General features: G+C 50.7%; 15 protein-coding genes and 1 other annotated feature. Of the genes, 10 read left to right on the forward strand and 5 right to left on the reverse strand.

From position 1 onward, the window contains the following. Window positions 1–17: 17 nt before the first annotated feature. On the reverse strand, window positions 18–845 hold the full coding sequence (locus tag EA20_RS0100725) for an SDR family oxidoreductase (RefSeq protein WP_024965000.1): 828 nt from the start codon (window positions 843–845) through the stop codon (window positions 18–20). A gap of 178 nt (window positions 846–1,023) precedes the next feature. Here EA20_RS0100725 and hisL point away from each other — a divergent pair, with 178 nt between their 5' ends. From hisL to hisIE, 9 genes are all read left to right on the forward strand, one after another. Continuing rightward, window positions 1,024–1,071 carry a his operon leader peptide gene (gene hisL / locus EA20_RS20695; RefSeq protein ID WP_100396937.1) on the forward strand — a complete coding sequence of 16 codons (48 nt, stop codon included), beginning with the start codon at window positions 1,024–1,026 and terminating at the stop codon, window positions 1,069–1,071. Then, window positions 1,047–1,168 (forward strand) — a sequence feature (His leader region). (Overlaps the previous gene by 25 nt.) A gap of 78 nt (window positions 1,169–1,246) precedes the next feature. Further along, window positions 1,247–2,146 carry an ATP phosphoribosyltransferase gene (gene hisG, locus EA20_RS0100730; protein WP_024965001.1) on the forward strand — a complete coding sequence of 300 codons (900 nt, stop codon included), beginning with the start codon at window positions 1,247–1,249 and terminating at the stop codon, window positions 2,144–2,146. A gap of 6 nt (window positions 2,147–2,152) precedes the next feature. After that, on the forward strand, window positions 2,153–3,460 hold the full coding sequence (gene hisD, locus EA20_RS0100735) for a histidinol dehydrogenase (protein ID WP_024965002.1): 1,308 nt from the start codon (window positions 2,153–2,155) through the stop codon (window positions 3,458–3,460). After that, window positions 3,457–4,545: a histidinol-phosphate transaminase gene (gene hisC / locus EA20_RS0100740; RefSeq protein WP_038381459.1), complete on the forward strand. Its 1,089-nt coding sequence runs from the start codon at window positions 3,457–3,459 to the stop codon at window positions 4,543–4,545. Before hisD ends, hisC begins: the two co-directional genes overlap by 4 nt. Continuing rightward, window positions 4,542–5,609, forward strand: coding sequence for a bifunctional histidinol-phosphatase/imidazoleglycerol-phosphate dehydratase HisB (gene hisB / locus EA20_RS0100745; protein WP_024965004.1), 1,068 nt, complete (start codon window positions 4,542–4,544; stop codon window positions 5,607–5,609). Before hisC ends, hisB begins: the two co-directional genes overlap by 4 nt. After that, window positions 5,609–6,199 carry an imidazole glycerol phosphate synthase subunit HisH gene (gene hisH / locus EA20_RS0100750; protein WP_024965005.1) on the forward strand — a complete coding sequence of 197 codons (591 nt, stop codon included), beginning with the start codon at window positions 5,609–5,611 and terminating at the stop codon, window positions 6,197–6,199. The genes hisB and hisH overlap by 1 nt, the downstream gene beginning before the upstream one ends. A gap of 5 nt (window positions 6,200–6,204) precedes the next feature. Further along, a complete protein-coding gene (gene hisA, locus EA20_RS0100755) occupies window positions 6,205–6,939 on the forward strand; it encodes a 1-(5-phosphoribosyl)-5-[(5-phosphoribosylamino)methylideneamino]imidazole-4-carboxamide isomerase (protein ID WP_024965006.1) in 735 nt (244 codons plus the stop codon). Further along, window positions 6,921–7,697: an imidazole glycerol phosphate synthase subunit HisF gene (hisF, locus tag EA20_RS0100760; protein WP_024965007.1), complete on the forward strand. Its 777-nt coding sequence runs from the start codon at window positions 6,921–6,923 to the stop codon at window positions 7,695–7,697. Before hisA ends, hisF begins: the two co-directional genes overlap by 19 nt. Next, window positions 7,691–8,302: a bifunctional phosphoribosyl-AMP cyclohydrolase/phosphoribosyl-ATP diphosphatase HisIE gene (hisIE, locus tag EA20_RS0100765; RefSeq protein WP_024965008.1), complete on the forward strand. Its 612-nt coding sequence runs from the start codon at window positions 7,691–7,693 to the stop codon at window positions 8,300–8,302. The genes hisF and hisIE overlap by 7 nt, the downstream gene beginning before the upstream one ends. Before the next feature lie 127 nt (window positions 8,303–8,429). Here hisIE and EA20_RS19440 read toward each other — a convergent pair whose 3' ends face one another. Beyond that, on the reverse strand, window positions 8,430–9,170 hold the full coding sequence (locus EA20_RS19440) for an SGNH/GDSL hydrolase family protein (protein WP_038381460.1): 741 nt from the start codon (window positions 9,168–9,170) through the stop codon (window positions 8,430–8,432). A gap of 683 nt (window positions 9,171–9,853) precedes the next feature. Between EA20_RS19440 and EA20_RS0100775 the strand changes: the two genes are divergently transcribed. Further along, window positions 9,854–10,984 carry an acyltransferase family protein gene (locus tag EA20_RS0100775; protein WP_038381496.1) on the forward strand — a complete coding sequence of 377 codons (1,131 nt, stop codon included), beginning with the start codon at window positions 9,854–9,856 and terminating at the stop codon, window positions 10,982–10,984. Window positions 10,985–11,370: 386 nt separating this feature from the next. On the opposite strand, the gene wzzB is transcribed toward EA20_RS0100775, so the two are convergent. The 3 genes from wzzB to EA20_RS0100790 form a co-directional block, all read right to left on the reverse strand. Beyond that, window positions 11,371–12,384, reverse strand: coding sequence for an LPS O-antigen chain length determinant protein WzzB (wzzB, locus tag EA20_RS0100780; protein ID WP_024965010.1), 1,014 nt, complete (start codon window positions 12,382–12,384; stop codon window positions 11,371–11,373). 236 nt (window positions 12,385–12,620) lie between these two features. Beyond that, on the reverse strand, window positions 12,621–13,787 hold the full coding sequence (locus tag EA20_RS0100785) for a DegT/DnrJ/EryC1/StrS aminotransferase family protein (RefSeq protein WP_024965011.1): 1,167 nt from the start codon (window positions 13,785–13,787) through the stop codon (window positions 12,621–12,623). After that, complete coding sequence (locus EA20_RS0100790; RefSeq protein ID WP_024965012.1) at window positions 13,784–14,707, reverse strand: NAD-dependent epimerase/dehydratase family protein; 924 nt, start codon at window positions 14,705–14,707, stop codon at window positions 13,784–13,786. The genes EA20_RS0100785 and EA20_RS0100790 overlap by 4 nt, the downstream gene beginning before the upstream one ends. Between the last annotated feature and the right edge of the window lie 87 nt (window positions 14,708–14,794).

The following is a 14,794-nucleotide window of genomic DNA, read 5'->3' on the forward strand; positions in this document are numbered from 1 at the left end:
GAAACGGCATGACGTTTTTACAGTAGAGGCATCCGCGCCGGATCGGCGTGACGGTAGGCGAACCCCAGCTCACGGCAGATTTTACTGCCGTCGATGAGTTTTCCTTTATCCCCATCATCTTCTGGCTGAAAGGTTGGTGGATTCAGACCAAGCTGGCGCGCCACCGCAGGATAATAGTCGCTGCGGGCGGGATGTTCAGTTGCGCTGAGGTTATAAATATGTCCCCCCTCAGAGGTTTCAAGCAGCAGTAAAATTGCCTCAGTCACATCTTCCAGATGCACCAGGTTTACCCCATGCGAACCATTAGTGAGCTCGCGCTTGCCCGCGAGGAAACGGCCAGGATGGCGCTCCGGCCCCACCAGCCCGGAGAGCCGGAGAATATCCACGGCGGTGCCGGGAAGCTGATGCAGCCACCCTTCCAGCTCTTTCAGGGTTTTACCGGCAACGGTCACCGGCTCAAGCGGGCTCTCTTCGGTCATCACGCCCGAACCGCTGCCATAGACCGAAGTGGAGCTGGTAAACACGATCCGCGGAATGTTAAAGGAGAGCGCACTGTTCACAATTTGTTGTACGGCCAGCAGGTAATTTTCCCCGCCCTCAGCCGTGCGGCTGGCAGGAAGCGTCACCACCAGGGCATCGGCGGTCATTAACGCTTCCAGGTCGTCAGCATCACATTCCAGCTCAGGGGTCAGCGTCAGCAGGTAGCTTTCAATGCCGCACATCCTCGCAGCCTCCACGCCATCCTCCGTGGTTTTACTGCCCGTGACCTGCCATCCCCGCGCCTTTAAAGCCAGACCCAGAGGCATGCCAAGCCAGCCCAACCCCACAATTGCCACTTTTTTCATGCCGTCCATCCTCTGTTTATCCATATTAACTTCCCCTAAGCTACGTCAGGGTTTGCTCAGTGACAATCTACCCGCACGGTTTATCTTGCTTCGCTGGCAAAAAAAGGGTTGCGCGTGTTTCTTATCCCGGTTAGGTTAATGGACACGAAATGAATATACATTCATCAATGAGAATTTTATGACACGCGTTCAGTTTAACCACCATCATCACCATCACCCTGACTAGTCTTTCAGGCGATGTGTGCTGGAAGACATTCAGGATCTTCCAGTGGTGCAGAACGCAAGATAGCCCCCGGAAGATCGTCTTCCGGGGGCTTTTTTTTGGGCGCAAGCCCGGCCCGGTTGAGAGTGAATGCGGATAAACAGACGTTGAAGCAGACAGGAAAAGAGGATAAGAACTGATGTTAGATAATACCCGTTTACGCATAGCTATGCAGAAATCAGGCCGTTTAAGCGATGAATCACGCGAATTGCTCGCACGCTGCGGTATCAAAATCAACCTGCAGCAGCAGCGGCTGATCGCGTTCGCTGAAAATATGCCGATCGATATTCTGCGCGTTCGCGATGACGATATCCCCGGTCTGGTAATGGACGGCGTGGTGGATCTGGGCATTATCGGTGAGAACGTGCTGGAAGAAGAGCTGCTTACCCGTCGCGCCCAGGGGGAAGACCCGCGTTATCTCACGCTGCGTCGTCTCGATTTCGGCGGCTGCCGCCTGTCGCTGGCGATGCCGGTGGATGATGAATATACCGGCCCGCAGTGCCTGCAAAATGCCCGTATCGCCACCTCTTACCCTCACCTGCTGAAACAGTATCTCGACAAACAGGGCATCGCTTTTAAATCCTGCCTGCTGAACGGCTCGGTGGAAGTGGCACCGCGTGCGGGTCTGGCGGATGCCATCTGCGATCTGGTATCAACTGGCGCGACGCTTGAGGCCAACGGCCTGCGCGAAGTGGATGTGATTTACCGCTCTAAAGCCTGCCTTATCCAGCGTGATGGCGAAATGCCGGGTGCCAAGCAGGAGCTGATCGATAAGCTGATGACCCGTATTCAGGGCGTTATTCAGGCACGTGAATCCAAATACATTATGCTGCACGCCCCAAGCGAACGCCTGGAAGAGATTGTGGCATTGTTACCTGGCGCCGAACGTCCTACCGTCCTGCCGCTGGCGGGCGACAAGAGCCGCGTGGCGATGCACATGGTCAGCAGCGAAACCCTCTTCTGGGAAACGATGGAAAAACTGAAGGCGCTGGGTGCCAGTTCCATTCTCGTCCTGCCTATTGAGAAGATGATGGAGTAACGATCAATGGCAAATTTTGCGACCCCCATCGACTGGCAGACTTGCAGTGCAGAGGCGCAGCAGAGCTTACTGACGCGTCCGGCCATCTCTGCCTCAGAAACGATCACCGTTACCGTACGCGATATTCTGGAGCGGGTTAAGGCGGAAGGCGACGCTGCACTGCGTCACTACAGCGCGACCTTTGATAAGACGAAGGTAGGTGCACTTAAGGTCAGCGAGGCACAGATTGAGGCCGCCTCCGCCCGCCTGAGCGATGAGCTGAAGCAGGCGATGGCTGTCGCCGTCAGCAACATTGAAACCTTTCACCTCGCGCAGAAACTGCCTGAGGTTGATATCGAAACGCAGCCTGGCGTGCGCTGTCAGCAGATCACCCGTCCGGTTGATGCTGTCGGCCTCTATATTCCCGGCGGCTCGGCGCCGCTGTTCTCAACGGTGCTGATGCTCGCCACGCCAGCACGGATCGCCGGTTGCCGCCGCGTGGTGCTCTGCTCGCCGCCGCCGGTTGCCGACGAGATCCTCTATGCGGCGAAGCTGTGTGGCGTGTCGGAGGTTTTCCAGGTTGGCGGCGCGCAGGCTATTGCAGCACTCGCGCTGGGTACCGAATCGGTGCCAAAGGTCGATAAAATTTTTGGTCCGGGTAACGCTTACGTCACCGAAGCCAAACGCCAGGTCAGCCAGCGTCTGGACGGGGCCGCGATTGATATGCCGGCAGGCCCTTCCGAGGTGCTGGTAATTGCCGATGCCGGTGCGACGCCCGATTTTGTGGCTTCCGATCTGCTTTCTCAGGCCGAGCACGGCCCCGACTCACAGGTTATCCTGCTGACCCCGTCGGCAGAGATGGCCAGCGCCGTCGCCGGGGCGGTTGAGAAGCAGCTTGCCGCGCTGCCGCGGGCGGCAACGGCCCGTCAGGCGCTGGAGAGCAGCCGCCTGATCGTCACCCGGGATATCGCCCAGTGTGTGGAGATCAGTAACCGCTACGGGCCTGAGCATCTTATTATTCAGACCCGTAACGCCCGTGACCTGATCGACAGCATCACCAACGCCGGTTCGGTCTTTCTGGGCGACTGGTCGCCTGAATCGGCAGGAGATTATGCTTCCGGCACCAATCATGTGCTGCCGACCTATGGCTATACCTCTACCTGTTCAAGCCTGGGCCTGGCCGATTTTCAGAAACGCATGACCGTTCAGGAACTCACAAAGCAGGGCTTTATGGGGCTGGCGCCTACCATTGAATTACTGGCTGCAGCGGAGCAACTGACCGCGCATAAAAACGCCGTTACGCTGCGCGTTGACGCGCTCCGGGAGGAATCATGAGCAACATTGAAGCGCTGGCCCGCGCCAACGTTCGTGCGCTAACGCCCTATCAGTCCGCCCGTCGCCTTGGCGGTAACGGCGACGTCTGGCTGAACGCCAATGAATATCCGCTGGCGGTGCCGTTCGACCTCAGCCAGCAGACGCTGAACCGTTATCCAGAGTGCCAGCCGAAAGCGCTGATTGCCCGCTATGCGGCCTACGCCGGCCTGTCCACAGAGCAGGTGCTGGTCAGCCGTGGTGCCGATGAAGGCATCGAGCTGTTGATTCGCGCGTTTTGTGAACCGGGCAAAGATGCCGTCCTGTTCTGCCCGCCCACCTACGGGATGTACAGCGTCAGCGCCGAAACCTTCGGCGTGGAATACCGCACGGTCAACGCACGTGAAAACTGGCAGCTGAACCTGGACGCGATTGCAGAAAAGCTTGATGGTGTGAAAGTGATTTACGTCTGCAGCCCGAATAATCCGACCGGAAATCTGGTGAGTCGTGACGATCTCCGCCAGCTGCTGGAGATGACCCGCGATAAAGCGCTGGTGGTGGCAGATGAGGCTTACATTGAGTTCTGTCCTGACGCTACTCTCACCGGCTGGCTGGCGGAGTATCCCCATCTTGTAGTGCTGCGCACGCTTTCGAAAGCCTTTGCGCTGGCTGGCCTGCGCTGCGGCTTTACGCTGGCCAGCGCCGAGGTAATTGCCCTGCTGATGAAAGTTATCGCCCCCTATCCGCTTTCCACGCCGGTGGCCGATATCGCCACTCAGGCGCTGAGCGAGCAGGGCCTGACGCTGATGAAACAGCACGTCAGCGAGATTATCGCCACCCGCGAATGGCTGGTTGACGCGCTGCGTCAGTGTGCCTGCGTGGAAACCGTGTTCCCCAGCCAGACCAACTACCTTCTTGTCCGCTTCACCGCCGCCAGTGAGGTCTTTAAATCCTTGTGGGATCGGGGCATTATTCTGCGTGACCAGAACAAGCAGCAGGGGCTTTCCGGCTGCCTGCGCATTTCAGTGGGTACCCGTGAAGAGAGCGAACGCCTGATCGCTGCGCTGAAAACCTTACCCGGCACGTCCGTTTCCATGGAGCAAGCATGAGCCAGAAAGTTCTTTTTATCGATCGTGACGGCACGATCATCTCCGAGCCGCCGGAAGATTTTCAGGTGGACAGCCTGAACAAGCTGGCCTTTGAGCCGGATGTGATCCCTGCCCTGCTGGCGCTGCAGGCCGCAGGCTACCGGCTGATCATGATCACCAACCAGGATGGCCTGGGCAGCAGCAGCTTCCCGCAGGCAGACTTCGATGCCCCGCATAACCTGATGATGCAGGTGCTGAGCTCGCAGGGCATTACCTTTGATGAGGTGCTGATTTGCCCGCATCTGCCGGAGGATAACTGTCTCTGCCGTAAGCCCGGCACCAGGCTGGTGGAAAGCTGGCTGGCGGAAGGCGCGCTGGATAAGGCGAACAGCTATGTGATTGGCGATCGCCAGACCGATGTCCAGCTGGCGAACAATATGGGCATCGGCGCGCTGCAATACTCGCAGAATGAGCTTAACTGGCAGGCAATCCGGCAGCAGCTGACGCAGCGCGATCGTCATGCGCTGGTCAACCGTAATACCAAAGAGACCCAGATTAAGGTTGAGGTATGGCTGGATCGCGAAGGTGAAAGTCGCTTTAACACCGGCGTCGGCTTTTTTGACCATATGCTGGATCAGATTGCCACGCATGGCGGCTTCCGCATGAACATTGAAGTAAAAGGCGACCTCCATATCGACGATCACCACACTGTCGAGGATACCGGCCTCGCGCTGGGCGAAGCGCTGCTCAAGGCGCTTGGCGATAAGCGCGGCATCGGGCGTTTCGGCTTTGTGCTGCCGATGGATGAGTGCCTGGCGCGCTGCGCGCTGGATATTTCCGGCCGTCCGCACCTTGAGTACAAAGCGGAATTTACCTACCAGCGCGTGGGCGATCTGAGCACCGAGATGGTCGAGCACTTCTTCCGCTCGCTCTCCTACACGATGGCCAGCACCCTGCATCTGAAAACCAAAGGCAAAAATGACCATCACCGCGTCGAGAGCCTGTTCAAAGCCTTTGGCCGCACGCTACGACAGGCAATCCGCGTTGAAGGCAACACGCTGCCCAGCTCGAAAGGAGTGTTGTGATGGACGTGGTTATTCTTGATACCGGCTGTGCCAACCTCTCTTCGGTAAAGTGGGCGGTACAGCGCCTGGGTTACGAGCCCGTCGTCAGCCGCGAGTCAGAGGTCGTGCTGCAGGCGGATAAATTGTTCCTGCCAGGCGTCGGTACCGCGCGCGCGGCGATGGATCAGCTGGCGGAACGCGATCTGATCGACCTGATTAAAGCCTGTACCCAGCCCGTACTGGGTATCTGCCTCGGCATGCAGCTACTTGGGGCGGAAAGCGATGAGAGCGGCGGCGTAAAAACGCTCGGCATTATCGATAAGCCGGTCTCACGCATGACCGATCACGGCCTGCCACTGCCGCATATGGGCTGGAACCAGATCACTTCCCAGGCGGGTAACCATCTGTTTCGCGGTATTCCTGATGGGGCGTATTTTTACTTTGTTCACGGCTACGCCATGCCGGTCAATGAGTACACCATCGCGCAGTGCAGCTATGGCGAAGCCTTCACCGCCGCGGTGGAAAAAGATAACTTCTTCGGCGTGCAGTTCCATCCGGAACGTTCCGGTGCCGCCGGCGCCCAGCTGCTGAAAAATTTCCTGGAGATGTAACGGGCATGATTATTCCCGCACTAGATTTGATTGATGGCAAGGTGGTACGCCTTCATCAGGGCGATTACGGCCAGCAGCGCGATTACGGCAGCGATCCGCTTCCCCGCCTGCAGGATTACGAAGCTCAGGGCGCCAGCGTGCTGCATCTGGTCGATCTGACCGGCGCGAAAAATCCGGCTGCCCGCCAGATCCCGTTGCTGAAAACGTTGCTGGCAGGCGTCAGCGTCCCGGTCCAGGTTGGCGGTGGCATCCGTCATCGTGACGACGTGGCTGCGCTGCTGGAAGCTGGTGCCAGCCGGGTTGTGGTTGGTTCTACCGCCGTGACACATCCGGAGGAAGTGCAGCGCTGGTTCAGCGAGTATGGCGCTGAGGCGATCGTTCTGGCGCTGGATGTGCGCATTGCAGAAGGCCGCAAGGAAGTGGCGATCAGCGGCTGGCAGGAAGCGGCTGGCGTGACGCTAGAAGAAGTCATTGAACAATTCAGCCCCTGGGGCCTGAAACACGTTCTCTGCACCGATATCTCCCGCGACGGTACGCTCAGTGGCTCCAACGTCGCGCTTTATCGCGAAGTGGCGGCGCGCTATCCGGCTGTCGCTTTCCAGTCCTCGGGCGGCATCGGATCGCTGGATGACATTGCGGCCCTTCGCGGCAGCGGCGCTAAAGGCGTGATCGTGGGTCGCGCGCTGCTGGAAGGCAAATTTACCGTCAAGGAGGCAATTTCATGCTGGCAAAACGGATAATCCCCTGTCTGGACGTGCGTGACGGCCAGGTGGTCAAAGGCGTACAGTTCCGCAATCACGAAATCATCGGTGATATTGTGCCGCTGGCGCAGCGCTATGCTGAGGAAGGCGCGGATGAGCTGGTTTTTTATGATATCACCGCCTCTTCTGACGGCCGGGTCGTGGATAAAAGCTGGGTGTCCCGCGTGGCGGAAGTGATTGATATCCCCTTCTGCGTCGCCGGAGGCATCAAATCCGCAGAAGATGCGGCGCAAATCCTCTCCTTTGGTGCCGATAAAATCTCCATCAACTCTCCGGCTCTGGCCGATCCGACACTGATTACCCGTCTGGCCGACAGATTTGGCGTACAGTGCATCGTGGTCGGCATTGATACCTGGTTTGACAGCGAAAGCGGCAAGTATCACGTTAATCAGTACACGGGTGACGAAAGCCGCACTAAAGTCACAACCTGGGAGACGCTGGAGTGGGTCAGGGAAGTCCAGCAGCGCGGCGCGGGCGAGATTGTCCTGAACATGATGAATCAGGATGGCGTGCGCAACGGCTACGATCTCGTTCAGCTGCAAAAAGTCCGTGAAGTGTGCCACGTACCGCTTATCGCGTCCGGCGGGGCTGGCACTATGGAGCACTTTCATCAGGCTTTCCGGGATGCGGACGTCGATGGTGCGCTGGCTGCTTCCGTCTTTCATAAGCAGATTATCAATATCGGCGAGCTGAAAAGGTTCCTGATCGAAAAAGGTGTGGAGATTCGCGCGTGTTAACAGAACAACAGCTGACCCGGCTCGACTGGGAAAAAACGGACGGCATGATGCCGGCGATCGTACAGCATGCCGTTTCGGGTGAAGTACTGATGCATGGCTATATGAACCAGGAAGCGCTGGAGAAAACGCTGGCTAGCGGCAAAGTGACCTTCTGGTCCCGCACTAAACAGCGGCTCTGGACGAAAGGCGAAACCTCAGAGAACTACCTGAACGTCGTCAGCATCACGCCGGATTGTGATAACGATACGCTGCTGATTCTGGCAAACCCTGTCGGGCCGACCTGTCATCTGGGTACCTCAAGCTGTTTTTCTCCGGCGGCACCTGACTGGACGTTCCTTTATCAGCTTGAGCAACTGCTGGCGGAGCGTAAACATGCCGATCCGAAAAGCTCCTATACTGCCAGCCTCTATGCCAGCGGGACGAAGCGTATTGCGCAGAAAGTGGGAGAGGAAGGGGTTGAAACGGCGTTAGCGGCAACGGTCAACGACCGCGAAGAGCTAACCAACGAAGCCTCCGATCTGCTTTACCATCTGCTGGTGCTGCTGCAGGATCAGGATCTCGATTTAAGCCGCATCATCAATAATCTGCGCCAGCGGCATAAGTAACAGGCCAGACGCAAACAGGCCGGGAAACCGGCCTTTTTTTGATCAGACAACCAGACCCAATCGGCTAATCTGGTTTATCGATCATCTCAGGCTTTGCCTGCCCGACCTGAGTAGCGCCCTTCCCCGCTTACCTTTTTGCCAGCAGCGAAGCGAAATCCTTATCAATGACTTTGTAGGTCTCTTCAGCTTTGATTTTATAAAGCGCTTCAGAGGGATGAATACAGTCTGGCGACATCATCGATTGCCAGTCAGTCATTGACTGAATACGTTCATACTGCCTTACCAGTGGAACGGAGAGCGTTTTCGACAGGGTATCCAGCCGGGCGTTAAACGGAGAGACATTCCACCCCTCTGCTTTTCCACATAGCGGATGCGGCTCCTGCAAGACCACTTCTTTGCCGTTTTCACGCGCGATGTTAACGAGCCGGGTCATCACCTCCTGATACTGCACCGGGCTTAGCACATAGCTGGGTTTGGCATCCTTGAAACGGTAGTGCCGTGCATCATTGGTGGCGAAGTTAAGGATAATGATTTTTGCCCTGGATTTTTTCATCTCATCCGCCCACCTTTCATTATCTTTATATTTATAGGTGCCGTAGAGAAGTTCAATTGCCTGGGCGGAGGGCTTCCCTTTATTGATGACGTCTATATTCTCGCCATATTTCTTCTGTAGCGCATCGCGGAGAAAGCCTATCTCGTTATGTCTGGAGATGACATTCGTCAGCCGGCCATCAGGCTTTCTGACTGCAACAACGCCGGCTGTGCTCGACCCGCCATACGCTTCGATAATGACTTTGTCATCAACATTTTTCGCCTGTGCCATAAAAGACGACAGCGCGAGTAAAGAAAGCATAATGTATACAAACATACAGAACCTTAATTCAAAAATAACGTTTAAATTTAAACAAACTCAGCAGGCAGACCGACACGCTTCAAATAAAACAGTAACACAGGTCAAAAACCAGCCGTATAATCAAAATCCTGGAATAGCTGATATTTCTTGCATTCCCATCAGAAACAACGCAATCCGGCGGTCGAAAGTAGAGTTGCCAAATAGTTAAGAATAAACCGAAAATACGCAAAAGAAAATCATGAAACACAAAGATAACATTAGGTTAACATTACATCTTATTTGCCCGGCAGCTATCCGTAAAACTGACCTGTTTCACGTAACTTTTTACAGACAATTCAGGATGCTGTGCGTAAATACATGTTTCAAATACCAATATTAGAAAAAATGCGTCCGGCACTCTTATTAATATTTTGAAATAGTAAAATGTAAAAATTCGGACGAAAGGCTATTTCACTAAACCAGGCATTAGAAAACCAACTGTAATTTTTTTTAGATAGTTAATGAACTGTGTGGGGGATTGTCCGAATTTCTTTTTTGATTGTAAATTTTCACTGACAAGGGTGATATGATCTTTTGCGCTGTACGGAATTAGCAGGATTTACAAAATCACTGCCCTGGGGGTGATGTTCGCAGTAATGACAGCGTTTAAAGAGATAATAATTAACAACTATCAGTTTTTCCTTATTGAAGGCAACACTATGGAAACCTCACCTTTTTTAGCCAAAAGAAATATCGGTCTCGATTTTTTACGGGCCATACTTATCCTTGAAGGGGTACTTTATCATGCCGCCAGAAGCCTGCCGGGTGATAATAATAAATGGTACTATATCGCTGATAAAAATGAATCGGTTGGTTTTTCTGCGCTGATCGAATTTGTGCATACCTTCCGGATGGAGGCCTTTTTTTTCCTCTCCGGAATGTTCTCCGCCATGGTTATTCTGCGTAAAGGCAAGGCGTTCTTTATAGATAACCGGAAAAAACGGGTTCTGCTTCCGCTGGTGGGTGCCTTCGCCTTTATTCCCCCTGTGATGTATTTAATTACCGCCTTTATCGATGGTGAAACCATTACGAATAATGGTCTGTTGCATTCCTGGGGATACCTGCATCATCTCTGGTTCCTGGTGTCGCTGTCGATCATGTCACTGATTATCCCGGTTAGCTGGTGTGAGAAGATTTCGTTATGGTTTCGTGCGCTTCCTCTGCCGGTAATCGCAGCCCTCGTTATCATTGCCTGTAACTTCTTCTTTGTTGTGAAATTCCTGGTCAAAGACTGGGGTGAACTGGTGGCGCTACTGCCAGTAACAGCACGCTTCTTTATCTACTATGTGGCGGGTTACGCGCTATATGTAAACAGAGACCAGATCCCGCAGATAAAAACCAGCTTTATACTGAAATCCTGGCTGCTGCTGCCCTTCGGACTGATGACCTATCTGTCATTTTACTTTATTCTTGATCGACAGATTGAAGGGGTAGTGAAGTATATCCCTACATTGATTGCCAGCGTCTTCTCCGTATTGTTCTCTTTCTGGCTGGTGTTTTTCTTCGAAAAAATGGCCATTAAGGAAAGTAAGGCAGTGAAGCTGGTGGTGGATTCAGCGCTGGTGGTCTATATCATGCATTATCCCGTGGTGATCTTCTTATCCTGGTACGCCGACTCCTGGCTCGGAAAAGCCTGGCCGCTAAGCTATGTTGCGACGATAACGCTGATTGGACTGGCGGTGAGTTTCCTTCTTTACGTCGGGGTGAACAAAAGCAAGGTATTGTCCATGATATTTGGATTAAAAAAAAGTTCCATACGTTCATCAATTTTTCCGCAGCGCTCTGAATAGCGGGTATAGGGAGTGTGCTGAACAGCGCATGGCAGTTTCATAAGCAGGCCCGCCTGCCCCTTGTCAAACCCGAGCCGGCTATCATCTGCTTGCCGCTTCGTACGGGATGTCGGTACGCCACGTTGAAAAACTTAGGTAACCGCACAGCTCTCTAAGCATGTCTAAAGGATAGGAAACGCCATTGAGGCAGCGTTGACGGCTGCGGGGAATGTCCACCCTGAAGTTATAAGCCTCCAGGCTAACTATCGTAACGCTGCTGCAAAATTAGGATGTGTGATGAGGCCGGTTCATCGGTTGGTGAGAACAACGTAACCAGGAGGTTGGCAACAGCCATACAACAGACGAAAAAAAACCCGACGAATGCCGGGTTTTTAAAGGTGGATTACTTAATGCGTTCCGCGATACCGACGTGCCATATTCCTGCCCAGCACAATCGCTGAACCGATAATGCCGCCAAGCATGACAGACAACAACATTATCAGCGTCCTTTTTGGACTGTTGCGACGAAGAGGCAAATCCGGTTTCATAATAAAACGGTATGACTGTAGATTGTCGGCCTGGATTTTTAAGTTTTTGAGTGCTAATAAAGCACGCTGCGTCTCATAATAAACATTATCAAATGTCAGCGGTTTTGTATTTTCATTAGCGATCATTGCCTGGAGTGAAGATGTTCCAAGCAAATATAGCGTATCATCTGAGAGGTACTCAGCCTGACTTAGCTGTAGAGCCTGCACATTTGAGGCCTCTGCGATTTTGAGTGCCTGTTTAAGCACTTCGATACGCTGATCTTTCTTTTCTTTTGCGATCTGGCTCTGAGAATTCAGTGATTCAACTAGTTCACGCTCTTTAACAGCCAGATTCAGCTTTATATCACCTCCAAAATCGTCAACAACTTCATCGTTAACGGTTTGTATATATTTGGTAAGTCGTTGTTGCGCTTCTTTAGCCGTATGGGCAGAAAAGGTAATACTCAATGGATAGGCTTGCCCTTTTACAACGGGTTCTGCTTTCAAATCCTCTGGATTTTCAAGGTTTTGTAGTGAACGAGAAAGAGCAGAAATAGAAGCGCTAAAACGTACAAACAGCTGATGCTGAAGATCGCTAATTGGCATCTTGTCCTGCGGGAATTGCGCATAAAGAACGTTTAATGCTGCGTTATAATTAGCAACTTGCCCGGCACTAGGTTGGGTGATAATGGCCTCAGAAGTCCATTTCTCTTTAGCAGTATAAACGTAAATGATTCCAAACAGCATCATGCAAATGACTGTTGCAATAATGGTAATTTTTCCACGCCAAAGTTGAATTACAACATCAATGAGGTCGAGTTCATCATTCTTGTTGTAGAAGGTCTGACGCAGGAGAGACTGCTCGGTTACATCGGGCTTATTGTTATCGCTCATAATTTCCTTGAAACATCACTCAACGAAAATCAAAGTGGTTAATTACATATCTGAATGAATTCTTCAATGCATATAATAAAAATATCTGAAGCAGTCAGAAAATTCAAACTGATTATTTGCACAGTGGAGTTTAGACAAAAAATCCCATGTTAATAGAATTTTTAAAAATGAATTTGAAAGCAGAGACGTACAAAGTTGCAGACCTCTGCTAACTCGTTCAATCAATTATATTTTCTTCAACTCAGAATTTCATGAAGATAGTTTATCTCATTACTAAGGTCAACTTGATGATTACCTACAAAAAGTCCATGTTTGTCTATGTATTCAGCGTTAGTAACATCACCAGCCACACAATAGTCAAAATATTTGAGAACTTCGGTGTTTTTAAGAAAATTCCCGGTTACTATTGGCCGACATTCAACCCCAGCCTCAAAAAGTTTTTTTACTAGTTGTTCACGGGAAATTTTTGCATTTTCTTTAAGGATTAACGCAAATCCAAACCAGCTACTTTTACCTGTTTCGCGTTGGATATCTATATATTCATGTTCAGAAAAAAGCTTGATGAAAAGCTCGGCGTTTTTCCGTCTCATATCAATGAATCCCGGTAATTTTTTAAGCTGTTCAATGCCAATTGCACCACTCATTTCCAGTGGCCGTACATTGTATCCAGGCAATACAAATTTAAAAGATTCTTCAAAAGGTTCGCTACTTTTCTGACCAGTAACTTTATTAAATTCAGGTAAGTTTCGCGTCCAACCGTGAGCTCTCATACACAGAAGAACGTGATAAAGCTCCTCATCATCAGTAATAACACAACCACCTTCCATCGTAGCAATATGATGAGAAAAAAATGAGCTAAAAGTCCCCATCAAACCGTGTGTGCCTGCTTGTTTTCCGCCAAACGTTGCTCCCATAGATTCACAGTTATCTTCTAAGAGGATAATATTCTTATCCTTTATAAGTGAATTAATAGCTTCAAAATCGTTTGGGTTCCCTAACAAATTTACGGTAAGAATGGCTTTAGTATTATCCGTAATGGCTGTTTCGAGTTTCTTGAGATCCAGGTTAAGCGTTTTTTTATCAATATCAACAAACTTAACTTTTAGCCCATATTGCTGAAGAGGAAAATAGGTAGTCGACCAGGATACGGCAGGCACAATCACTTCATCGCCACGTTTAAGTCTTGCAGCCTTAGTGAAGAACAGTGCGGCAATCATCAAAAGGTTAGCAGTTGATCCAGAGCTTACCATAACAGCATATTTAGATCCGAAAAACTCGGCAAAGTCCTTCTCATATTGCTTTACAGAGCTACCCATCGTATACATGTTACTATCAATGACACCCTGGATAGCATTCAGCTCTTTTTCATCCCAAGTACTGCTCGCAAGAGGAAATTTAATCATTTTACAACCTCATTTAAAAAATATTGATACGTTTTAGTGATGCCCGTATTTAAATCAGTTTTACTCTTCCAACCGAACTGAGCCAATAGCGTGCTATCAATTAATTTCCTGCGCATGCCTACGGGTTTTGTTAAATCATGCTTAAATGTGCCAGCATAACCCACGACTTCAGCGATAACTTTATAATAGTCATTTATTGAATAATCATAGCCTAAACCGACATTCAAATTTTGCGGCATACGGGAAAAATTATCGATAGCATAAAATATAAATTCTGCGAGGTCTTCGGCATACATAAACTCACGTCTTGCTTCACCATCTCCCCATATATTAATATTTTCCTGCCCTTGAGCGACCGCTTCAGCTATCTTTGTAATTACTGCCGGAATCATATGTGAATTTTGCGCATCAAACTTGTCATATTTTCCGTACAGATTACACGGAATAGCTGTTTTATATAAAAAATCAGGGTCTTCCCGAACAATGTACTCACAAAGGCGTGCCGCTGCGACTTTAGCAAGCGCATAGCCTTCATTCGTAGGCTCAAGTTCACCTTTAAGGATTAGTTGTTCATGTAATGCACTATCAATGCCCCGTGGGTACATACATGAACTTCCTAAGTTCAGCAAGTTCTTAATATTATTATTACGCGCAGCCGTGATGAGGTTAATTCCCATCAACATATTATCAACAAGAAAATTTACAGGGTTTTTAATATTAGCTTGTATTCCACCTACAACACCAGCCGCATGAATAATAAACTCAGGGTTATGTTTTTTTAAATAATTATCAACCTCAAGGGCATCAAGCAGGTTTAATTCTGCTCGTGCAGGAGAAAGGAACTCAAAATTTTTGGACTCAGGATGCTCAAGAATATTTCTCCCAACCATGCCCCGGGCGCCAGTAAGTAGAATTTTCAAAATATCACCTTTTAATTACGGTACTTTGAAGTTTAATTTATCGATTAATATTAAATAAATTCTTAACTATTATTATAGCAAATCACA

This window comes from Pantoea sp. IMH, assembly GCF_000599885.1.
Lineage (GTDB): Bacteria > Pseudomonadota > Gammaproteobacteria > Enterobacterales > Enterobacteriaceae > Erwinia.

Excerpts from the sequence above, each read along its gene's own strand:
- EA20_RS0100775 (WP_038381496.1), top strand. The coding sequence starts at position 9,854 with ATGGAAACCTCACCTTTTTTAGCCAAAAGAAATATCGGTCTCGATTTT.
- hisC (WP_038381459.1), top strand. The coding sequence starts at position 3,457 with ATGAGCAACATTGAAGCGCTGGCCCGCGCCAACGTTCGTGCGCTAACG.
- hisF (WP_024965007.1), top strand. The coding sequence starts at position 6,921 with ATGCTGGCAAAACGGATAATCCCCTGTCTGGACGTGCGTGACGGCCAG.
- wzzB (WP_024965010.1), bottom strand. The coding sequence starts at position 12,384 with ATGAGCGATAACAATAAGCCCGATGTAACCGAGCAGTCTCTCCTGCGT.
- hisG (WP_024965001.1), top strand. The coding sequence starts at position 1,247 with ATGTTAGATAATACCCGTTTACGCATAGCTATGCAGAAATCAGGCCGT.
- hisA (WP_024965006.1), top strand. The coding sequence starts at position 6,205 with ATGATTATTCCCGCACTAGATTTGATTGATGGCAAGGTGGTACGCCTT.
- hisH (WP_024965005.1), top strand. The coding sequence starts at position 5,609 with ATGGACGTGGTTATTCTTGATACCGGCTGTGCCAACCTCTCTTCGGTA.
- EA20_RS0100725 (WP_024965000.1), bottom strand. The coding sequence starts at position 845 with ATGAAAAAAGTGGCAATTGTGGGGTTGGGCTGGCTTGGCATGCCTCTG.
- hisB (WP_024965004.1), top strand. The coding sequence starts at position 4,542 with ATGAGCCAGAAAGTTCTTTTTATCGATCGTGACGGCACGATCATCTCC.
- EA20_RS19440 (WP_038381460.1), bottom strand. The coding sequence starts at position 9,170 with ATGTTTGTATACATTATGCTTTCTTTACTCGCGCTGTCGTCTTTTATG.
- hisD (WP_024965002.1), top strand. The coding sequence starts at position 2,153 with ATGGCAAATTTTGCGACCCCCATCGACTGGCAGACTTGCAGTGCAGAG.
- EA20_RS0100785 (WP_024965011.1), bottom strand. The coding sequence starts at position 13,787 with ATGATTAAATTTCCTCTTGCGAGCAGTACTTGGGATGAAAAAGAGCTG.